This is a genomic window from Candidatus Poribacteria bacterium (assembly GCA_021295715.1).
Lineage (GTDB): Bacteria > Poribacteria > WGA-4E > WGA-4E > WGA-3G > WGA-3G.
In genome coordinates this window covers 1-22,013 of the sequence record JAGWBV010000075.1, presented here as the reverse complement: position 1 = coordinate 22,013, position 22,013 = coordinate 1, and the positions used below count along the sequence as shown (strand labels likewise).

15 protein-coding genes are annotated in these 22,013 nt (G+C 47.7%); 9 read left to right on the top strand and 6 right to left on the bottom strand.

Annotation, left to right across the window (positions count from 1 at the left end; translation table 11 throughout):
• The first annotated feature begins 274 nt into the window (after positions 1-274).
• The 7 genes from J4G07_17140 to J4G07_17110 all read left to right on the top strand — a co-directional run bounded on the left by J4G07_17140 (position 275) and on the right by J4G07_17110 (position 9,451).
• Positions 275-499 (top strand): hypothetical protein, encoded by a 225-nt coding sequence (locus J4G07_17140; protein MCE2415713.1) that lies wholly within the window; start codon positions 275-277, stop codon positions 497-499.
• Positions 500-674: 175 nt separating this feature from the next.
• The gene (locus J4G07_17135; GenBank protein MCE2415712.1) at positions 675-1,646 is read left to right on the top strand and encodes a PD40 domain-containing protein; all 972 of its coding nucleotides are present in this window, start codon (positions 675-677) and stop codon (positions 1,644-1,646) included.
• A gap of 209 nt (positions 1,647-1,855) precedes the next feature.
• Positions 1,856-2,110, top strand: coding sequence for a hypothetical protein (locus J4G07_17130; protein ID MCE2415711.1), 255 nt, complete (start codon positions 1,856-1,858; stop codon positions 2,108-2,110).
• 116 nt (positions 2,111-2,226) lie between these two features.
• A complete protein-coding gene (locus J4G07_17125; GenBank protein MCE2415710.1) occupies positions 2,227-3,228 on the top strand; it encodes a PD40 domain-containing protein in 1,002 nt (333 codons plus the stop codon).
• A 500-nt stretch (positions 3,229-3,728) separates the two neighbouring features.
• On the top strand, positions 3,729-4,427 hold the full coding sequence (locus tag J4G07_17120; protein ID MCE2415709.1) for an NTP transferase domain-containing protein: 699 nt from the start codon (positions 3,729-3,731) through the stop codon (positions 4,425-4,427).
• Positions 4,424-5,893, top strand: a complete 1,470-nt coding sequence (locus tag J4G07_17115) for a phosphomannomutase/phosphoglucomutase (protein MCE2415708.1) — start codon at positions 4,424-4,426, stop codon at positions 5,891-5,893. Before J4G07_17120 ends, J4G07_17115 begins: the two co-directional genes overlap by 4 nt.
• A 531-nt stretch (positions 5,894-6,424) precedes the next feature.
• A complete protein-coding gene (locus J4G07_17110) occupies positions 6,425-9,451 on the top strand; it encodes a sigma-70 family RNA polymerase sigma factor (GenBank protein MCE2415707.1) in 3,027 nt (1,008 codons plus the stop codon).
• 12 nt (positions 9,452-9,463) lie between these two features.
• Here the strand turns inward: J4G07_17110 and J4G07_17105 are convergent, their stop codons facing one another.
• From J4G07_17105 to J4G07_17080, 6 genes are all read right to left on the bottom strand, one after another.
• Positions 9,464-10,522 (bottom strand): PorV/PorQ family protein, encoded by a 1,059-nt coding sequence (locus J4G07_17105; protein ID MCE2415706.1) that lies wholly within the window; start codon positions 10,520-10,522, stop codon positions 9,464-9,466.
• Between the two features lie 114 nt (positions 10,523-10,636).
• On the bottom strand, positions 10,637-12,598 hold the full coding sequence (locus J4G07_17100) for a hypothetical protein (GenBank protein ID MCE2415705.1): 1,962 nt from the start codon (positions 12,596-12,598) through the stop codon (positions 10,637-10,639).
• A 191-nt stretch (positions 12,599-12,789) separates the two neighbouring features.
• Entirely contained in the window at positions 12,790-14,397 is a 1,608-nt protein-coding gene (locus tag J4G07_17095) for a hypothetical protein (GenBank protein ID MCE2415704.1), read from the bottom strand.
• Positions 14,398-14,855: 458 nt separating this feature from the next.
• Positions 14,856-16,463 (bottom strand): efflux RND transporter periplasmic adaptor subunit, encoded by a 1,608-nt coding sequence (locus J4G07_17090; protein MCE2415703.1) that lies wholly within the window; start codon positions 16,461-16,463, stop codon positions 14,856-14,858.
• Between the two features lie 127 nt (positions 16,464-16,590).
• Positions 16,591-17,988, bottom strand: a complete 1,398-nt coding sequence (locus J4G07_17085; protein MCE2415702.1) for a TolC family protein — start codon at positions 17,986-17,988, stop codon at positions 16,591-16,593.
• Between the two features lie 149 nt (positions 17,989-18,137).
• Positions 18,138-19,937, bottom strand: coding sequence for a hypothetical protein (locus J4G07_17080; GenBank protein ID MCE2415701.1), 1,800 nt, complete (start codon positions 19,935-19,937; stop codon positions 18,138-18,140).
• A 494-nt stretch (positions 19,938-20,431) separates the two neighbouring features.
• Here J4G07_17080 and J4G07_17075 point away from each other — a divergent pair, with 494 nt between their 5' ends.
• Together J4G07_17075 and J4G07_17070 are read left to right on the top strand one after the other, a co-directional pair.
• The gene (locus J4G07_17075) at positions 20,432-21,235 is read left to right on the top strand and encodes a LamG domain-containing protein (GenBank protein MCE2415700.1); all 804 of its coding nucleotides are present in this window, start codon (positions 20,432-20,434) and stop codon (positions 21,233-21,235) included.
• 72 nt (positions 21,236-21,307) lie between these two features.
• Positions 21,308-22,013 (top strand): LamG domain-containing protein (locus J4G07_17070; protein ID MCE2415699.1); only part of this gene is annotated, 706 nt, incomplete at its 3' end.

The following is a 22,013-nucleotide window of genomic DNA, read 5'->3' as shown; positions in this document are numbered from 1 at the left end:
CGACGATTTTAGTGGATAACCATCAATTTCGAGCCAATCAACTCCTGCGAGCGAGTGGAACCCCGTGCCAGTAATTACAGGGCATGAATTGGATAACATGGCTCAAACAACCCACAAGGCTGATAAGCCTTTTGAAAAGACATTAGAAAGCATGTCCAGGGGGAGAGCTTCACTCCCGTAGCGATAGTATTCGTCCTGGAAATGGGTTTCTCAACTTCAGTTGGGGAATCAATCTCGCCGGAGTAGAAGCACCGGCAGAAAGGAGAAAATCGAGATGAAAAATAACCTTCGCGGTAAAATTCGCGAATTCGTCCAGTCCGAAGATGGAAAAGTGGGAGTCAAATCCCCATTGACACTCGGGGCGGCGGTCGGTAGCGTGCTACTGGCACAGGTTATCGTAGGAGCACCAGAAGCTGCTGCAATACCTTGCCAGAAACACGCCGATTGTCCAAATCCGCCTTGGGCGTGTCATCCGGATGGTAGTTGTGTAAGTCCGTAAGACGTTAGCACCTGCTGAGGGCGTTATAGTTCTTTCTCTAGGTGCCCTCAGCATTTCAATGCCCAATTATTTGCTTCTATAGTTGAGGAGAATAATATATAAGTTATAGGAATCGAAGACTTAGCTTAGAACTGGACTACTTTTACCTCTATCATCACTTCCGGAGGGCTATCTTATGAGACATAAGCACCTCTATATCTATTATATCTTAAGTGTTGTACTATTATGCCCCGACTTTTACCTTGCGCTAGCCAAAGCACCTATCACAGCGAAAATTGTGTTTACATCGGGTAGGGATGGCAACCGAGAAATCTACCTGATGAATCCGGATGGAACACAACAGGCGAATATAAGTCACAATAAGTCAGATGATGTTTCACCGATATGGTCCCCGACAGGTGAACAGATTCTTTTTGCCTCAGATCGAGACCGCTTTCTGGGGAGTTGGGATCTGTATCTGATGGATCCAAATGGTACAAACGTCCGAAGAGTGTTTGAAAAATCAGCGGATAGAAGACATCCAGTTTGGTCACCTGATGGAAGACAAATTGCTTATACCAAGATTGAACGGGGTGAAGGGTTTGTGTACATCGCGACAATAGATGGAAAAGAAGAGGAACAAATGGCTATTGGCCGTTTGTCTGACTGGTCACCTGATGGCTCAGAGATAGCTTTTCTCAGTGGAGCATTTGACGAACCCAGGCGTATCAGTTTGCTAAGGGTCCGAACGAGAAAACAAACATTCCTCCCCTTTCCTAAAGTTCCGATGTGGGTTCGAGGTCCTATGTGGTCTCCAAATGGTGAAAAGATCGCGTTTGCATGGCAGCCCGAAGGATTTGAGGTGGAAACAATCTACATTATGAACCGTGATGGAACAGAAGTTCAACAAATTGTTGCTCCAAAAGGCTCGTCAGCTGGTGAACCCACCTGGGCTCCAAGGGGAAATGCTCTTCTCTACGTTCAAGCTGATGATGGTGATGATTTGCAAATATTCAGAATAGATTTAGAGAATGATGAAGCTATACAACTGACGCATATTGGATCAGGACATCACCTTGGAAGTTGGTTTGATCCGGCGTATGCGTTGCCTGTTTTGCTGCAACCGCAGTTACTTACTACAATATGGGCAAAGATGAAAAAGAAATAGTCTTCAGATTTATCACCTTGAAAGCACTTTAGCAGTAATATTATTCAAAATTTCAGAACTGCTAAAATTATATTTGTTTTCAAGCATTTCCAAGGGGAGAGCTCTGCTCCTACAGCGAATTAATTCGCCTCGGAAATGAATTTCCCAACCAAAATTGGGAAATAAATCTCGCCGGAGTAGAAGCACCGGCAGAAAGGAGAAAACCTGAGATGAAAAAGAACATTCGTAGTAAAATCCGTGAATTCATTGCCTCTGAGGAAGGCAAAGTGGGTGTCAAAGGTCCTTTGACCCTTGGTATTGCTACTGGCAGTGTCCTCCTGGCACAGGCAATTATCGGAACCTCTGCTGAAGCCCGGACATGCGTGAATCATGCTGATTGTGGAAGAGATGGGCTTTGTGTACAGAAATGTTATGGCCCTCCAGATGAAAATGGAAACCTAACGTGCATCATGGAATGTGCATGAGATTTCCTTGTGACTTAAGGAAATCATATTAGAAGGCTAAGAACATGGCGGCGAAGAACCGCCATGTTCCATCGCTAATGCTTTTACCTCTTTCTTTTTAAGGGAGGAGAAAATACATGGATCTTACCAAAATCTTTCATAGTTTCGGTCTAATCCTCGTATGTTTAAGTTTTTGTAATACATGGGCAAAAGCCCCAAAAACAGCGAAAATTGTGTTTACCTCAGCGGATGAGATTAGTCGAGAAATCTACTTGATGAATCCAGATGGAAGTGGGCAGGTTAACATAACGAATCATCCCGCAGATGACCTATTTCCAACCTGGTCCCCCACAGGAGAAGAGATTCTCTTTGTATCAGACCGAGTGCGGATGCGCGACCTATATCTCATGGATGCCGATGGCGGAAATGTTAGGCGAATCTTCAGCAATCCCGCATATAGGCACCACCCCACATGGTCCCCAGACGGTAAACAAATCGCATACGAACGAATTGAGGCGAACGAAAGATTCATCTATACTGCGACAATTGAGGGTAAGCATGAAGAACAATTAGGAGCGGGGGTTCAGCCAGCATGGTCCCCTAACACTCAGGAACTTGCTTTTTGCAGACAACGCCGAATTGTCTTGATCAACTTGCGTACCCGAGTTGAAAAAAAACTTCGTCCAGACGGAATAGCATGGCAAAGTAAACCTGCGTGGTCTCCTGCCGGGGACAAACTTGCCTTCTCCTGGATTCTTCAACCTATAGAACCACCGCCTGGAGTGTTGCCAGGGGAGCGATTTGTTATACCAGATGCATGGTTTGATAATGAAACAATTTTTATTGTAAAGCGGGATGGCACAAGACTTGAACAAATTGTCAATGAGGCTGGACCAGAGGCTATCTGGCCCACGTGGTCGCCGGATGGCACCGAACTGATTTACAACCAGCAGGTTAGAGGCTACTTTCAACTGTTTAAAATAAACTTGGCTAACCGCGTTCCAGAACAGTTAACTCATACTGAAAGGGCTCTTCAAGCAAACACTTTGGCAGATTGGTTTAATCCGGCGTATGCGTTGCCGGTTTCACCACAACCGCAGTTACTTACTACAATATGGGCAAAGATGAAAAAGAAATAGCGTTCAGATTTATCATCTTGAAAACACTTTAGCAGCGATGTTATTCAAAATTTCAGAACTGCTGAGGTTATATTTGTTTTCAAGCATTTCCAGAAGGCCTGTTCCCTTATGGATGTTGTTTATTCTGGAAATGAAAATGTTGATAAGAATTACCGATAAGAGAAAGGAGGTGAACCCAATGAAGAAAAATCTACGTCGTAGAATTCATACATTTTTGCAATCTGAGGAGGGCAAAACTGGGGTCAAGGCACCGCTGGTGTTAACTGTGGGAATTGGGAGTTTCTTGCTGACTCAAATAATGTTTACTTCTCCTGTTAGTGCCAGCGACAATTGCACTCTGGTTTGTGATGAAGGAGAAGAGTGCGTAGTTTGGTGTACAAAGCGGAATTCAGAGGGAACTTGTATATCCTCGAATAGTGCATGCGTGCCATCCTAAACATAGAAACAAAGGACGTGACGGTTTTTCTGCCACTCCTCGTAAAAGGAAATAGAAGGAAACCATGCAAGCAGTTATTTTGTGTGGCGGTTTGGCGACGCGACTCGGAAATATCAGCAAAAAAAAACCCAAAATTCTATTGGAAGTTGGTAGACACACTGTCTTAGATTGGCAACTTGGCTTGCTAAAAGCGGTAGGTGTCAAGGAGACTATTTTGGCTTCGGGACACCTACACGACATGCTCCATGAACAGGTTGGAGGCTACCGTGAAGGTATGCACATCCGCTATGCCAAAGAAAATAGAAGACTTGGCACCGGTGGGGCAATCGCCAACGCCATGAAGCATATCCACACTTTTCCGTTTTTTGTGCTGAATGGTGATGTTCTCGTAACGGACTTCTCGCTTCAAGATATGTTAGATCGGTTTCATACGGAAATGACAGGTCTGTTGCTGAGTGTACATGTTGAGGACGTTCGCCAGTATGGTGAGATTGTGTCGGACAGCAACGGAAAAATCCGAGCGTTTCGTGAGAAACAGTCCATGTCCCGTGCCGGATACGTAAACGGGGGTGTGTATCTTTTTAATCAAACAATTGCTGATACATTTCCTAAACATCAGGAAATTTTTTCAATCGAGCGAGACGTTTTTCCATCGGTTTCCGATCTCTATGCTTTGGAAACTGATGCGACTTGGATTGATATTGGGGTTCCGGAGCGACTCGCGTATGCGCGACAGTATTTTCAAAACGGAGCCTTCCAATGAACTGTAATATTTTCCGAGCGTATGATATCCGTGGCGTTTTCGGTGTAGACTTTGTGCCTAACGACTTTTACCGAATTGCCCGCGCCTTCGCGGCTCATTTTCGACCGAAAACCGTCGCAGTGGGGCACGATGTCCGTGAGAGTTCACCGCAGCTATGGCAGAAAGTCATCGAGGGACTTATAGATTCAGGTGTTGGTGTCCTCAATCTGGGTCGAATTTCGACCGATATGCTCTATTTCGCTGTGGCGCACTATCAGACAGACGGGGGGATTATCATCTCAGCCTCTCACAATCCTGCGGCATATAACGGCATGAAACTGGTCGGTCGGCATGCTACTCCAATTTCATCAGACACCGGTCTTTATGATCTCCGCGATGCTCTTGGAAGCGATATTCTATTTGAAAAGCAGAAGGTGTCTTGTCGCGAGTGCCTTCAGCCCGAATCGTTCTTAGAAGCATACCTCACACACCTTCGTTCGTTTGTGAATTTGGAGCAGTTATCCAGAAAGCGGATTGTCATCAATGCGAATAGTGGGCTTGCCGGTCAGGTTGTCGAACGCCTATTAGCGGGGACACCGCTCCATATCTGTGAACGGTTATTCACTGAACCCGATGGCACGTTCTCTCAAATTCCTGCGGAACGTCCCGATCCATTAAGACCGGAGAATCGGGAATTAACGACCAAAGTGGTTAGACAGACAGGGGCGGATTTGGGAGTTGCGTGGGATGCAGATGCCGACAGATGCTTCTTTTTTGATGAAAATGGAGAATTCATTGAGGGCTGCTATATTACAGCGTTACTTGCTGGAACACTTCTGCGGGAAAAAGGAAACGGCATTGTGATTTTTGATCCGCGCGCTATCTGGGCAGTAGAGAGTACCATTATTAGGGCAAATGGTATACCCCTTCTCAGTCGATGTGGACATTCGTTTATCAAAATCCACATGCGTGAAACTAACGCACTTTTTGCTGGAGAGGCGAGCGGGCACTACTATTTCCGAGACAATTTCTATGCCGATAACGGTATGATTCCGTTTCTGCTTATTCTTGAATACCTTAGCACAAACAGAGCATCCCTCGCTGAATCTGTTGATCGGCTCCGATCAGAGTATCCTGTCTCCGGTGAAATCAATTTTTCATTTGAAACCTGTGGGCATATCCAAGATGCCCTCGAAATAATCCGACAAACGATACGTTCTTTGGGAAACCGTCCTTGCACTGAAACACCAATTGACGGTTTATCAGTTAGATTTCTCACAAATCCCTACGCTTCTGCTCCTGAACACGGCAGCTGGCGATTCAATCTCCGAGAATCAAATACCGAACCATTGTTAAGACTCAACGTCGAAACAATCGGTAATGAGCACCTTCTCACTGAACAGACGCTGAAAATTAGTGAGAAACTCGAAAGCCTCGGAGGAAAACGAGAAACAAAGTTCCGATGGGAGTCCGAACAGAAGGTGTAATTGAAGCATTTTACAGTTGTACCCCACCCTAATTCTCCCATGCTACCCTTTTAGTTTGATTAAAGTAACTTAAGTTGCTACTTACAAGATTTTAGACCTTCAGTCCTCGCTTTTCACTCAAAGGCGTTGATGATCCGCGGGGCATGAAAATCTTTGCAGGCACAATCTAACAGATTATGCTACAAGAGTGGCAACTTGTGTTAAAGTAACAGGACTTACGTAATGCGCATTGTCCCGCAAGTCCACACGCGACTTGCGCCATTGCGCGACTACAACCCGTATTTTCAATATCCTTCGGTTCGTAGTGAGGTGATTTATCGCCTCTTTGCGGAATTCCTAAGTAATTGACGCATTTTACAGTTGTACCCCTATAGACTAAAATTGTTTCTTTAAGATTGAAATGTGTATATAATTCGATATAGACATGAAAGAGGGGCGTTTACATCCGCAAATGCAAACATGAGGCGTGCTATAAAACTCGATGTCTGACGAAGGCAAGCAAGGACAAATTCGTCCGTTAGGATAAACTCTATGGAACAAGAAAACAATGTTCAATTAATCAGAAAAATTTTGGCAGGTGATGATACGGCCTTCAGTGCTTTAGTCGAAAAGTACCAGAAGAGTATCCATGCACTCGTGTGGCGAAAGATTGATGATTTTCACATTGCTGAAGAGCTTACGCAAGATACCTTCCTCAACGCATACAAAAACCTGTCAACCCTAAAGGATCCGAGTCAGTTCGCTGGGTGGCTGTATGTGATAGCAAACAGGCTCTGCATTAATTGGATTCAACGGAACAAATCCAAGATGCAGTCGCTGGCATCCACCCCACTGGAAGAAATCGAATACTCCTCTTACAACCATTACGTGTTAGCGCAGCGAGAGGTAGAAGCGACGGAGCGTCGCCATCACCTCGTAAAAACACTCTTGGAGAAGCTGCCAGAGAGCGAACGCACGGTGATAACGCTCTACTATCTCGGTGGAATGAAGTCCAAGGATATTAGCAAATTTTTAGGTGTGTCCGTGAACACAGTTACGAGCCGCCTTCAGCGCGCGAGAAAGCGTTTAGCACAGGAAGAGGAACTCCTGGTTCAGGAGGTTCTCGGTGGTGTTCATATATCCACGGGTTTAACGCAGAACATCATGCGTCACGTCGCTGAGATGAAACCGACACCGCCTCCGACTGGGAAACCTTTGCTCCCGTGGATGGCTTTTGGAACAGCAACAGTATTGGTATTCCTGCTGATGCTGGGTATGAGCAATCAATACCTTCTCCGTTTTCAAAAGCCGTATAGTTTTGAAGCACTCTCTGAACCGACGATCGAAATCATTGATACACCCATTACGCTTGCTATCGATTCAAAACCGGCGGTGCGAACGCAGGCTGGCAGGGATGTTCCTCTGAGTGAAAATACGGGGGCAGGCCTACAGGCTTCTGAGAATGTCTTGGCACCAAACACGCAGAATAATTCGTTCAGATCCTCTACCTCACCATGGACACAAGCAAGTGGACCACAAGGCAGCCCTGTATTTGAAATCTTTGCTACATCTGGCGGCACAGTCTATGCCACTACGCCAACAAATATCTACAGATTGACAACAGATGCGGCTGCATGGACTCCGATCAATATTGACACACCCATCAGGGGGTTCGGGATGCCCATGACTGAGCATAAAGGCGTGCTCTATATCGTCTATCCTGACCAAGTGCTTACTTCAATCGATAATGGAGAGACATGGAACGCTTTAGCTCCGCGGCCAAAAGGACATGCCGTTGGACTCGTCATCACAGATGAAACTGAAGAAAATAGTTCGCAAGATCATGTTTCAATGTATTTGGCTTTACGAGACAATGGCATTTTTCACTCTATAAATGGTGGCAAACAGTGGACACCTTTGAACGAAGGATTGTCAGTCAAACGCATTTATGCAGTCGCTGCAGTTGGAAATACTGTGTTTGCTGGCACAAATGAAGGTCTCTATCGCCTTAATTCGGGTGTGTGGGAGCAGTTGCCAGTGGAGATATACAATGCTGTCCACTCTTTGGCAGTAATAGAAAATAACCTCTATGCTGGAATGGGCTCCGATCCTTTTGTATTAGGACTCCCTAAGGCAGATGGAAAGTATACTGTCCAAATAGTAAATAAAGACAACACACCCCTATGGAAGATTTTCCACTCAACCGATTTAGGAGCATCATGGACTGAGATAACACCTAAAGATGAATTTTCTGTTATGAGGGCACCACGTGGGGTCAAAATCTTGGCTTCTGGTAAGAGACTCTTGGTCTCAGATGCTGTCCTCAGTTTCCGTTCAAATGATAGGGGCCAAACATGGACAAACCTTGGATTCGATAGAAACGCGATCACACAGAATATTTTTCCAGCGGTAGCAGTTAATGAAAATACTTTTTACAGAGCAGGAGAGTTTGGGATTCATCGCACAACCGATGCTGGTGCCTCGTGGCATCCATTTATGAATGGTATCCTAGGGACGAGGATGGAGAGTTTGATAGGGTTGAACGACAGACTCTTCGTGCATACGGGTAGTGATATTGTTCAATCAACTGATGGTGGTGAATCATGGAAAAGTATTCACATTGATAGCAATGAACAGACATTTGAATCAACCGAACAGGAGCTTTCTCACATTAATTTTTCTTATAATTCACAGATGATAGGTGCAGGTGGAGATCTTTATGGGATTGTTCCTGAAAAATACAATCTGCGTGTTTTTCGCCTATCTGTAGAGGGTGATGTACTCACTCCTATTCAAGAAGTAACCGCTTTTCAAGGAGCAATGCTGTCCAATGAACTGGTAGCAGCTATAGCAGAGGCAGAAGAAATCTACTTGCCTGATGATATAGAAAGAGATCCTAAGTTAACAAATGCGTTATCTTATATTGTCTCTTTTGCAAAAGTCGGTGGGTTCGCAGTTAGTGGTGAAACTTTTTACATAGAACATCAACGATCGCTTTTCAAATGGAAACCCGGTGATCCGAAATGGATTAACACAGGACTCATAGACCTCGGCAAACAGTCAAGTGAAGATTTGAGAAAAGGTTTCAAGTTAGCGGTTTCGGGGGAAACTGTCTACGTAGGGAAGCGAGCGGGTCGTCTGTTTCAATCGCTGGATGAGGGGAACAGTTGGAAAGATATTACGTCGCGTCTTCCACTCCACTTTTCCTATTTCAACGAGATTCTCTTTGTGGGTTCAACGGTTTATGTTGCCACGGACACAGGTGTTTTGAGTTCACAGAACGGAGAATCCTGGCGTGTGCTCACCGATGGAATGGGGAAGCATATCGTTGTAGACAGGTTCGCTGTGGACGGCACTACAGTTTATAGTGCTGGCGATACAGGACTCTATCGCTTGGATACGGGTGGACGCTGGGAGCAAATCTCTCCAAGTGTGCCTGATAAAGTGATCTCCCTTGTTATCAATAAGGATAGGCTTTATATTGCGACGCAACAGCACGGGATCTTTCATAGCCCCCTTCCGGAAGAATATCGCAACGAGTTATCTCAAAGATGGGACGATCCAAAGAACGAACAGTAACTTGGGGCGTGGTTAGAATTCCCCAGAGACGGAGATGCGTTGTGAGCCACCGAGGGTGTGGGTATTGAAGGCGTAGTTGATAAAAAATGACATAGCATTTACCCGCAAGCGGAGTCCAGCACCTGCAGAGAGTCCATGTCCATTCCAGCCGCCACGGAGTGCGAGGGTATTGAAGAGCCAATATTCTGCCCCGACGCGTAAGACAAGCCCACCGCCAGTCCCGCCTATTTCCAGATCGGCTTGGTCGGTTTCAAAATCCGCCCCAATAGCCCCTTTACCGAGGCGTGGAACGGCAAAGTGGTATGCTGTGCCGAATCGCAGTCGACGCGTGCGAGTGAAGGTCGGTTTGTCGGCAGTATCCCAACGGACTTGCGTGCCCGTTGCATCTAATAACATCGCGCCAACTCGTAAACCCTTGTAAGGTTCCGCAATCAGGCCAATGTCAATACCAAAACCGGTTCCACTGTTCTGAAAAATGGATTGATTGAGGAGTTTGAGGTTGCCTCCGACAGATACCATGGAGTGGACTTGACGGGCATAAGAGATGAGTAAGGCGTTATCGGTATTGCTGAAATACTCGGCAACTTCGGGTTTGTCGATATACGGTTCGCCATCTTCTTTGATACCGTTGCCATTTTTATCCTGAAAATCGCCGAGGAACCCGTTGTTATTGACATCAATGAAAGTCGTGCGCGGTATATCATCAACGCCGAGTCGGATCCAACTCAGACCGATACTGCCGATATCCTCGATTTGATAGACGTAGTTGACGAAGTTGTAGGTAACTAACCCTCTGCTGAGCCACCCCCCGTCTCCGGTGCTAAAGGTATCGGAATACATTGCTGAGAAACTGTGTTTCTTGACCCTGGTCAGCCCCGCGGGGTTCCAGTAAGTCGCGGTTGCGTCATCGGCGACGGCAACGAATGCGCCGCCCATTCCCAAAGCACGGGCACCAACGCCGTGGCTGAGAAATTCGGCGGCATGTGCGCCCTCGTCAGCTGCGTATCCGGCTGGAAGCCCAATGAAACAGGTTGCCAGCACGCATAAGTAGATTGCTGATAATTTTACCATGATGTTAAAGTTCGTTCTACTTGTCCTTCTTTCCTGTTACGGCACAGTGGCGTGTGCCTACGACTCTCATACTTATCTGTTACGGCACAGTGGAGTGGGTCTACTACTCTCATTTTAACCCGGTGCGAAGTCGTAGATAGGTTCACGAATAATGACACTCAAGACACTCCAGAATGCGCCAACACAGTATTCACCGAGGATAACCCCGAAAAAGAAGAAGACCATCGTTCGGTAAGTCCCCGGTCCGCCGAATCGGAGTGCCATCCATTTGAGAAAACTACTGATAACGAGACAACTCCAAAAATAGCCAACGCCGCCGGTCATGGAGATAGGATAACCTGCCGGATGGAGGGGCCACCAAATGAAGCGCATCCGCATCACCATGAGAAAGAAAGTGAAGCCCATACCGCCTGCCATGAAACTCATTGCGGGGATGTCAGGTTCGCGCGGGAAAGCGAACAACCCCGCCAGCCAACCGAATTGACCGATATGCCCAACCGAGGGTCCAATTCCGCCGCCTGCGCCTGTGACGGCACCGCCGAGCCGATAAAGTTCACTGAGGGTCGCCCAAAACGATGCCAGGGACCCCAAAACGACAGCAATAACCATCGCAAGCACCAATCGTTTCGTGTTCATATTTGCCCGTTCTGCCATCTTGAAGGCTTCAAGCTGATGGGGCATAATGTGTTCGCGGTATCCACGTCCACTAAAAAACCAAAAGTAAGGGAAAACCGTTAGGTTATTGGGTCCGATGCGGCGTGTTCCGAGAATATTGACTAAGAACTGTTGTGCGTTACACATCCCTGCCATCTCATGTGCGGGAGGTCCGAGCTCCGCACGGACGCGCGTAATAGCAATCGAAATAGCAGAAAAGAAGGCAAAAAACGGGAGAATAATTGGGAGAGTCATTCCCGCCTTCAGACAGAACCAGATGATAAAGAGGCTTGAGATGATAATGAGCAAGAGTGCTGTCCGGTAACGGATCGGTTCTTGTGAGTCGTCAATCCCACCGGGCATGCCGAAGATGGTGCGCACGACATTTGCAATGTGTCTGCGCGTTACGAGAAGCGCGATCACAAAGATCGCCATCCAACCGCCAATGGATTGTTCACTCCCATACGGGAAAGGGGCTGGGATTGCGAAAGCACTGCCGAAAACCCGTTGTGCTTTCTCAAACAGGTAGAAAAACCACATAGAAAAGGAAAGATCCAGTGGCAAAAGAAACCCTAAACCGATTACAAACGGATAGAGCGGGACGGGGATATTGCCGACAGCGTTCCAGGGTTTTTCAGTGAAGACTCTGCCCCAATTCCGTGCGTTATGACGGACACTGAAATCCGGTAAGACGGGAAAAAAGTGCGCCAAACCGTGCCAGACATTTATCACTGCAGCGATGATAAACCCATACCATAGGATACGACTTCGGAAAAGCTGCGCGGCTCCACCTCTTTCTGTAATTGCCATCGGAAGTTGGATAATTGGATATGCTAATTTTTCATGTTCTGTCCACTGTTTCCGAATCAGCACATTTACACAAATCATGATGGTGCCGAGTGCGACAATAAGCGATGTCCACCACAAAGTCGGCATTATCCATGCCCCACCAATTTTAGCGTTATAGAAGGGTGTGTTACCTTCGTAAAATCCTCGGATAAGTTCTCTATCTGCAACAACGAGATGCTGTGGAATGTAAGTATGGAACATATCCGCCCAATCATTCTCAATCGTTGCGAACCAGAAAGCGTGCGGGAGTGCCGGAATTGTAAGCGCTAAGGTATCATGACCTGCCAAGCCAGATGCGATAGAGAGCATGGCGTAAATGGTAATCATCTCGCCCTGCGTTAGCGCGGATCGTGGAGCGACACGCTTCAGGAAAAGATTTATCAAGATGAGGAAAAAGATGTTGAGCACGACATTCCAGAAGAGAGAAATGGTGGTTGGATGCCCAGAATGCCAAACACACTCAACCTCAATGACCCAAAAGACATTAGGGGGGATTAAAAAGATGGCAATGAGGATAGCGCGCCATGTAACACCGGACGCACGGCGTTGGTCCTGTTTATCTAAGTTTTCCACAATTTTTTAACTTTCCTTGCGATTGAATAACAGTCGTCGGGATTATGATGTCCGTTACTATCGAGCTGAAGAGATCTGCGGAAATCCGCAGAAATACCCAAGCAAAACCCTTTCATTCCATTTCAGGCTTGCAATTTGAACGCAGAAGAAGTCGCAGCTATCAGTATTCGGGGTTACAATTTCTCCCGCACTTAAAAATGTGTAGGCGGTTCGAGTTCTTTCAACTCCCAGAGGATATGACCAAATTCAAACGCGCCTGCGGCGTTTCCGCGAATCAGCTCTCCGTCAATTCCCCACGCCAACTTGTAAGCCGCGAGAATCTGTGTCAGCGAATTTTCCACATTACCATGGCATAACAAGGCAACAGTGCCACCGCCACCGCCACCGGTAATCTTGGCACCGTAGATACCCCCTTGTCCTCCAATCTTCCGAGCAATGTTCACAAGCCCATCAACTTCACGGGAACCGAGTCCTGCGAAATCGCGGTAACTGGCATTGGATTCGTACATGAGATTACCTGCTTCGGTGAGGTAATCTTGGATACGCTCGGAATCTTTATCGGCGTTTTTTATAGCAGCAATAAATCGTCTGACACGTTCGTTTTCGTAAACTGCGTGTTGTACCCGACTCCTAATGGCATACGACTTCTCTGGATCAACCTGTGTCGCAGTATCAACGGTTTCGCCGTACGTGTCAAGAAATTCTGCGCCGTGCATCTGCTCAGGCAATCGGTGTTCACACTGCTGGCGAAAATCCTGGACAGAGAGATTGCAGAGATAGTTATCTGCCAACGCCTCGGATATCCTTCGAGCGATGCTGCCTTCTTCGGCATCGAAATCGGCTTCTGATTCGGAGGTCATGGGGTCACAACCCTCGTGATGGAAACCGGAGAAGGGGACGGAGGTATTCGATACCTTGGTCCCATTCTTCTGCGCCTCCGCTGAAAACGCCGCCTTGAGGATAGTCAATCCCATAAAGGTCCCAGTGCGTGTGTCAATATAGGCAGTGCTGGTTGTGCTTCTGCGGACCTTCGTATAGATACCGACGAAATTCACGTTTAATGGACACGCGACGAATTCGAGAATTTTGTCGGGTTGACAAAGAATTGAGAGAATCTTTGTTGATGTGCCAGCGGCTGCAGTCACCTGATCCATAATCCCACAGGGAGCCCCAACGATTCTATTTTCAACGATTTGTGCGAGACGCGCTATCTCCATCGCGTCTAATTCTAAACCATACAATTGGTTGATCGCCATCAGTGTAGCAACTTCAATAGCCGCGGAGGAAGCGACACCACCGCCGATCGGAATATCACTTTTGATAACGATCGTAGCACCGTGTGGAAATTGATCAATCCTACTCTCTCTGAGGAGGACATAAAAAGCCCCGAGTATATACCCTGTCCACTCAGTTCCGGGTTCCTCACTGAAACATTCCCGAATCTGTGAATACGTTTTGAGCGTGCCATTCGTATAGAAACTATCCAGTGAGAGATGAAAGTTGGGTTTGAATTGATCTCCCGCGCGGAGTGTGATAGCACAGAGGTTTCTATCTTCTCTGGCTTGGCACGCGGCGATCGCGGTGCGGTTGAGTGTCATCTCAAAAACATTCGCGCCACAATAATCAGCGATCCCACCCATAATGTCAAGTCTTGCAGGCGCGCGGGTGAGAACCATCTGTCCACCCCTTTGCAAGCCAAACGAAAAGAAGAGTTCAGGAGCATCTTCCTGTAAAAGATACTCCAACTCAAGGACCTGAAAGGATTTCACTCTGGGACCGTGGAGTTGTTCAACTTTCATCAAGTTCTTCGAGTTGGAGTCCATCCTTTAGGGGGAGGAGAACCCGCCTCCTTTCATAAGAAGTGCAGGCTTTGTTTTACCTCGCGCCTGCGCACGAGGTCTACAGTATGACGTTACGCATATCGCGACGGGACTGCGCGACCTGTAGTCAGCGGTTTAACTCGTGGCATGGACGTTTGGCGGACGCTTCGCAGAAGCCCATCTCTTTAAGGGCGGGTGACTGACTTGTCTTCCTAACCAGAATTCATTGTATGAATATCCCGTTAATTTATCAAGTCCTTTTTTCAAAACACTCTGCACCGGCGAGGTTAGAAACCTCGCCTACCCGGGGAGGGGAGAATGTCTGCTTATTTTTCTGGTTTACCATAATAGGACTATTCAGCGAAGAGTCGCGAGCTGGAGCTCGCTCCTACAGGGAATCCGCTCAAACCGAAACTCAATAATTAATGTAGAAACATCTATGGATTAACGACCCTGACACTTTCGCCCTGTCTTAGAGAATGTTGTCCAGCAGTGACAACCGCTTCGCCCTCGGTAAGTCCACTCAGGACTTCAGCTTCACCAGCACGCAAAAGACCTATTTCTACAACACGACGCTGGCTGACCCCATCCTCAATGACAAAGACGCTCTGCGTGTTGGCATTCGCGTCCTCAACGAGTGCGGCACGCGAGATAAGAATCGCATCGGCATGCACTTTGACAGGGATGGTAACCTTCGCGAACATTCCGGGTTTAAGAGTTCCATCTGGGTTGTCAATATGAACTTCAACGGTAGCCGTGCGACGCGCTGGCGTTAGCGTTGGACTAATAAAGGCGACACTCCCGGACATCTGGGCATCTATGCCATCAATCTCTATGGATGCCTGTTGATTGAGTGCCAATTGGCTCAACTGGACTTCAATAACCTCAACAGTAGCTTTAACGGTATCAATATTAACGATCTCAAAGAGCGGCGAGGCAGGAAGTGCCATGCCCCCTAAATCCAAGGAGCGTCTGGAGATGACCCCGGAAATCGGGGCACGAATTGTGGCATCGTTCAGACGCTTTTGCGCGAGTTTCAGAGCGACCTCTGCCTGGGTGCGTGCGGTTTTCGCGGACGTAATTTCGGCTTCCCAACTCTTAGCCGTCTTCAAAGCTCCCGCGGAGATGAGTCCAGCACGTGCGGTTTCGACTTGGGACTGCGCGAGTTCAATGTCTTTCTCCCATGTCCTCGTATCGGCTTGGGTCTGTGCGAGTCGTAAGGAGGCTTCTGCCTGCTCAACTTGTGCCTCCATGGCTCTCACATCCTCAGCACGTGCGCCGTTATCAATCAGTTGAAGTTGTTCAGAAGCTATTTTATGTTGAGCAACGGCAACGTCTAACTGCGTCTTTGCGCTTTCAACGGACTGCTGACTAATTGCCCCATTTTGGAAGAGTTTCAGCATGCGTTCGTGATTACTTCTGGCATTGGCGAGGTTTGCGTCGGCTTGACTCAATCCTGCCTCCGCTTGTCGTCGGTCTTCATCACGAGCACCGCTTTTGATTTTCTGAAGATTTGCGACAAGAGACCCCAATGCGGCTTCTGCCTGCTCTATTTGCGTGACCGTTCGGATTTTAGAGAGGTCAACCACCTGTTGTAGTGCGATCTCTGCAGCACGAAACTGCCCCTTCGCCTGTGCAATCTGCGAGTTTACACGGACTTCTGCGAGCTGCTTTGCCTGTTCATAGGCAGTTTCCGCGGCTTTCAGGGTCGCCTCCGCCTGTTGCACTGTGAGTTCGAGTTCCTCATGCTCCACAACCGCAAGAGATGTGCCTTTTTTTATTTTGTCGCCCTCATCTACGTTTAAAGCAACAAGCCGCCCCGCGACTTTCGGAAAAACGCTGATTTGTGATTCTGCTTGAATCGTGCCGGACAATTCGAGTTCTGAACGGATCTCTCCACGTGCTGCTTTTGTAATTTCCACCGGTTTCAGGACTGTGGCTTGGGCTTGTTGGATTTCCGGTTCTTCCGGTTTTAGAAGCCGTGGCAGGCTAATAATCACCACTAATGCTAATACTATGAGTATACCTATCAGGACTTTCTTCACTTTCTTTTCTCCATTTTATAGTTTTCAGTTTTCAGTCTTCGGTTATCAGTTAAGAGGTCCTCCTTTAACAACGGTTTCCTCTTGTAAGGGACAACCGATACCTGATGCCTGACAACCGTTCAACTTATTATAGTTTTTGTCCTATCGCTTTTTCGAGCCTCGCTAAGCCGACAATGTAATCGTGATATGCCTGCAGGCGATTAACTTCTGCTTGTGCGAGTGCGAGCTGCGTATCCGTCAACGCGACTGTGGTAATAATTCCGTTCTGAAATTGGAGATTCGCAATGCGTACACTCTCTTGTGCTTGGGCAACTGCCTCACGTTGAACATCAATAATCGTTTCTGCCCCACGGAGGTTGAGGTACGCAGCACGGACTTCAAATTCAACCCCGACTTTCATTTGCGTTCCGCCCAACTGGACCTGTTTGAGAGCGGTCTCGGTTTGTTGCACGGCGGCGCGGTTGGCAAATCCATCAAAAAGTGGAATATTGATTTGAAATCCGAGGCTCCAAATCCTATTCATTTCGGTGAGTCTTTCATTCTGTGAAATTTGGTAGTTACTGAAGAATCCGAGGTCCGGACGGCTTCGTGTTTTGGCGACATCAATCTGTTTACGGGCAGCAAGTTCAGTAAATTGTGTGCGATGCACTTCAGGACGATTTTCAAGTGCCTGTTGGACGAGCGCATCAAGGTTTAACGCTGGTATTTTACGATTTTCTGAGATTTCAAGTGTCCCCTTCACCGATATACTCTCGGCGAGAGGTATATTAAGGACGGTTTTATAGGCGTTTTTGGCGGTTTGAACACCGTTCTGAGCACGAATGAGTTGGGATCTGGCGTTTGCGAGTTGGACTTTGGCACGAAGGACATCAAAATTGGTCGCAGCCCCTGCACTCAGCGATGCTTCTGCGATTGCGAGTTGCTCTTCAACCAAAGAAACACTTTGCTGGGCAACTCTTACAAACTCCTGCGCGACGAGCGCGCCATAGAATGCTTCAGAGACATCTAAGCGGAGTTGATTAGAAGCGGCATCAACATCCCGTTGGACTGCCTGATAGTTGAGTTTGGCAGCTTGATACCCGTAATAATAGCGTCCCCAAGCGAAGACAGGCTGTGTTAAATTGACGGTGCCTTGTGCGTTGTGATGGGCACCGAATTCCAACTCAATCAAGTCGGATTCGTTATCGGCACTGGGGGGTTCCGGAGCATCCATTTCTCCGTCCGGCGTTGGGAATCCAAAGCCGCCCTCGGCTTGAATTACCGATTTTTGTATATCTTTAAAATAGGTGTAATTACCACTGGCTGTGATTCTTGGCAAGAGTCCTGCGCGTGCTGCGCTGACTTGTGCCTCGGCAGCTTTGAGGTTCTGCTCAGCAGTCTGAAGGGTAAGATTGTTCTGTTTGGCAAGTTCAATACTTTCCTCTAATGTCAAAACCTGTGGTTCTTGCGCGACAACGGAGAGATTAATCAGTAGGAAGAGAAAGGTTCCAACACATAGAAAGTGGCAGAACCGTAATGGATTCATAGCGGTTACATCCTCCAATCTATAGCCATCAGCAGTCAGCAATCAGTGGCATCGTCGATGTGTCCTTCTCGCGAGGCGGTATACCCCGTTGTCGACGGTTGCTGAAGACTGAAAGCCGATAGCTAACGGCTATATTATACAAACAGTATTTAATAACGGACAATCGTTGTCGAATCACCAATTGCCCAGATTTGACCACTTGGGGTTTGAACGAGATCCCAGAGGTGGCTTGTCGTCGGTGATTCCTGCATCAACCAAGTCACCCCGCCATCGGAGGTGTAAAGAATTGTTCCGCCGTCCCCGGCTGCCCACCCTTCGTTGGCATCTCGAAACAGAATAGCATTCAGATTCGCATCCGTTGGGACCGTCTGATCGACCCATGTTGCGCCACCATCCGCGGTTGCCATAATGGCACCCTGTTCACCAGCGATCCACGCGGTCTGTTCGTTGATGGCATAGACATCATTCAATTTCGGTCCTTGCAAGATAGATGACCAAGTTACCCCACCATCCATTGTTTTTGCGATGGTGCCTGCATCACCGACGATCCAACCGATACTTTCATTTATGAAGTGGACCCCGTAGAGGTTGTTAAAGCCTGCACCCGTCATCATGGGATCCATGTCTTGACCGATCCATGTTTGTCCTGCATCGGTCGTGTGCATAACCCTTCCGGTTTCCCCGACCGCCCACGCGTGTGTTGGGGTACCAAAACTCATGCCATAAGACCCCATAGCACTCCGCCAACTCATTATGCCTTCAAACTGGATTCGCTGGGCAGTCCCATGGCCCTCATCGCCTGGATCACTAACGCCATGCCACGTTTTTCCGCCATCAAGCGTTTCGGCTAAAGCGGCGTTGCTTCCGACGATATACCCTTTATTCTCATCAACAAACCCGACGCCGAAGAGTTCAAAGACGTTCCCACTGAGTTGAGGTTTCCACGTTTCGCCGCCATCGTTGGTGTGCAAAACGCTTCCTGACAAACCGACCGCCCAGCCGAGTTTGTCGTCATGGAAATAGACACTGCGTAAATGGCTTGAACTGGAAACGACATCCCAGGTATCACCGCCATCCGTTGAGTGCAGGATAGTCGCGTCATTTCCGACCATCCATGCTTCGGTTGGACTGAGTAAGTGGACACCTTGGAGGCGCGACGCAACAGGGCGTGGATCAAGCGGTTCCCAAGTTATGCCACCATCGGTTGTCCGAAGAATTACGCCGAATTCGGCGGCAGCAATGCCTACCTTTTCATCGGCAAAATGAACATCCCAAACCGGCTCGGGCATCCCGTTAGAATTGGGGACTTTACTCTCTTGAACGACCCACTCGGCACCGTCAACTGTTGCAACGATAGCACCCCCAGCACCGACTGCCCAGCCCGCTTTGTCATTTAACATGGAAATAGCGTCGAGCGTGTTGACTGTGGCACTGGTCTGGAATGCCCACGTCTGTCCACCATCTTTGGTGTGGAGCAGAGTGCCACCGCCGCCAGCTGCCCAACCGACCGTCGCACTCACAAAGTCAATCCCTTCAATGGTATTGTTGGTGTCGATTTCCTGTTTCGCCCAGGTTGTACCCCCATTTTTCGTGCTAATGATCAGTCCGCCATCTCCACTTGCCCATCCGTGTTGTGCATCAGCGAAGGAGACGGCTAAGAGCGCGGTGCGGGTGCCTGTATTTTTTTTCATCCACGTCTGCCCGCCATCGGTGGTTTTCAGGACCATGCCATCGTCTCCGACAACCCAGCCGGTTTGTGGGTCGATAAATCGGACTTTCTTTAGGACCTTGTCAAATGGCAGGGGTTGACTCGGTTGCTTGTTCCACGTCATACCGCCATCTGTGGTATGCAGAATTGTTGAATTACTACCAACGATCCATCCGTGTTGAGCGTCTACAAAAAAGACGTCTGAAAAATGCGCCTGCCATTCGGATTCGCTTACTTTCATCCATGATCTTTGTGCAAGTGCGAACTGTACGGTGCAAAGCAAGAGCAGGACTACCAAGATAGAAAATATTTGCTTTCTCGATTTCATCAGATTTCATGGCGTCGGAACCTACACTGTTTAGGTGTGGCGTGAACGCCAACCTCCTTACTCTTCAAGATGGGCTTGTAAACAACGCCCTCGTTTTAGATAGTGCCTTATACTGTTCAAGAACCGTGAACCGAAGCCTATGCGCTTCAGTCTATGTGTATTATAATATCACGACATAACAATTCATGTCAATTGAAAAGTATAGGGGTTTGGTTTCGAGTTTGCTGATCTTATGTATAGAAGAAACGGTGCTGTGGAGAGTGGTCTTACTCTTTGAAAATTTGGATTGACACCCATTAGATTCCGTGCCATAATAATTTAGACTGATGTAAAGTCAAAAAGTTCTCACAAACTTGTCCAATTCGGTTTGTGTCGACGTAAACATCCAAATAGATTAGGAGATTTCCATGAAATTTATGATGCGATTAACCTTTATAGGACTCAGTTTAATATTGAGCGTCTGTCTGCTGGTTACCCCTGCACTCGCACAAGTTGAGATAAAAAACTTGACGGGTCTCTGGTTGTTCGATGAAGGGAGCGGTGACGTTGCCGCAGATTCTTCAGATAGCGCGCTTGATGCAGCAGTGGTAGGTACCCCGACGTGGGTTAGCGGCGTATTCGGTTCAGGATTAGAGCTCAATGGCTCAGATACTTACGTTGAAGTTCCTGCACACGTGAACCCGACTGATGCTATCACTGTCTCACTCTGGGTTAAAAGCATGACAGCTGACTGGAATCAACACGGCTGGATGGTCGAAAAACGGAATGCATATATAATCCATCCGAACCAAGGAACCAAAAACGTTTCATGGCCCATTTGTAACGGTGGCTGCTGGAACAAGCCGGGTGGCTGGCGCGATGGAGAAGTCGGACCGGACGACATCACCGATTGGCATCTCTATACCACCACCTTTGACAGTGCAACGGGTGAATGGAATATCTATATTGATGGCGTGGCAGAAAGCACGATGGAAATTGATACCAATCCAATTGATGCTGACGACGGTGAACTTTATATCGGTAGAGACACTTGTTGCGATGGTAGATTCGGCGAGGCGGTCATTGATGAAGTCGCTATCTTTAATGTCGCGCTGAGTGCATCTGAGATCCAAGCAATGATGGATAAAGGTCTTTCTGCGATGCTACTGACACCTGTTGAACCGGAAGGCAAACTCTCAACGACTTGGGCGAGTGTTAAACAGCAGTATTAATCCAATCAATAGGCGGGTGACGCTTGCGTTTGCCCGCCTATCTTCAACTTGAATACGAGGAGATGGAATTACATGTTTCAAAGAATATCAGTGTCAACCTTATTCATTGCGTGCCTCTTTGTTGCTACGGCTTTAACGCATGCACAACTTCCATTAGACGGTGTCGTAAGTTACTGGTCTTTTGATGAAGGCACTATCGCCGGTGGCACCGTTGAGGACGTTTTAGGCGACAACGATGGCGAACTCGATGGAAACCCGAAACAGGTTGCCGGCAAAGTCGGAAAAGCACTTGAATTTAACGGCGAGAACTTCGTGCATATTCCGGGTACTGCTTCATTGGAATTCGCTGGTGAAGAAGAGATGAGCGTCGTTGCTTGGGTAAATGCGGATAGCGACAGTCCTGTGAAAGGGGTCGTCGCTGGATGTTGCGGGACGATTGTCGCGCAGCGCGACATCAACGGTTGGGCATTGCGTTTTGATGGTAGAAATGCCGGACAAGAGATGGAATTCATCGTAACACCCGGATGGCAAGGTGATGGCGGGTTTGGTGCGGCAGCTTTCAACAAAGGTGAATGGCATCACATTGTAGGCATTGTCAATAATAAAGATATGCAGCTTTATGTTGATGGTGAATTAGAGAAAGAACAAAACTACAACGGACCTATGACAACCGGTGGTTCAGAGACCGAGATTGGTAAAGCAGGCGATGGCGGTTTTGTAGGTATTATCGACGAAGTCATGATTTACAGCAAAGCCCTTTCAGCAGATGAAGTTGAAC

Excerpts from the sequence above, each read along its gene's own strand:
- J4G07_17135 (MCE2415712.1), top strand. The coding sequence starts at position 675 with ATGAGACATAAGCACCTCTATATCTATTATATCTTAAGTGTTGTACTA.
- J4G07_17110 (MCE2415707.1), top strand. The coding sequence starts at position 6,425 with ATGGAACAAGAAAACAATGTTCAATTAATCAGAAAAATTTTGGCAGGT.
- J4G07_17115 (MCE2415708.1), top strand. The coding sequence starts at position 4,424 with ATGAACTGTAATATTTTCCGAGCGTATGATATCCGTGGCGTTTTCGGT.
- J4G07_17080 (MCE2415701.1), bottom strand. The coding sequence starts at position 19,937 with ATGAAAGTAAGCGAATCCGAATGGCAGGCGCATTTTTCAGACGTCTTT.
- J4G07_17105 (MCE2415706.1), bottom strand. The coding sequence starts at position 10,522 with ATGGTAAAATTATCAGCAATCTACTTATGCGTGCTGGCAACCTGTTTC.
- J4G07_17140 (MCE2415713.1), top strand. The coding sequence starts at position 275 with ATGAAAAATAACCTTCGCGGTAAAATTCGCGAATTCGTCCAGTCCGAA.
- J4G07_17095 (MCE2415704.1), bottom strand. The coding sequence starts at position 14,397 with ATGAAAGTTGAACAACTCCACGGTCCCAGAGTGAAATCCTTTCAGGTC.
- J4G07_17085 (MCE2415702.1), bottom strand. The coding sequence starts at position 17,988 with ATGAATCCATTACGGTTCTGCCACTTTCTATGTGTTGGAACCTTTCTC.
- J4G07_17125 (MCE2415710.1), top strand. The coding sequence starts at position 2,227 with ATGGATCTTACCAAAATCTTTCATAGTTTCGGTCTAATCCTCGTATGT.
- J4G07_17075 (MCE2415700.1), top strand. The coding sequence starts at position 20,432 with ATGAAATTTATGATGCGATTAACCTTTATAGGACTCAGTTTAATATTG.
- J4G07_17130 (MCE2415711.1), top strand. The coding sequence starts at position 1,856 with ATGAAAAAGAACATTCGTAGTAAAATCCGTGAATTCATTGCCTCTGAG.
- J4G07_17120 (MCE2415709.1), top strand. The coding sequence starts at position 3,729 with ATGCAAGCAGTTATTTTGTGTGGCGGTTTGGCGACGCGACTCGGAAAT.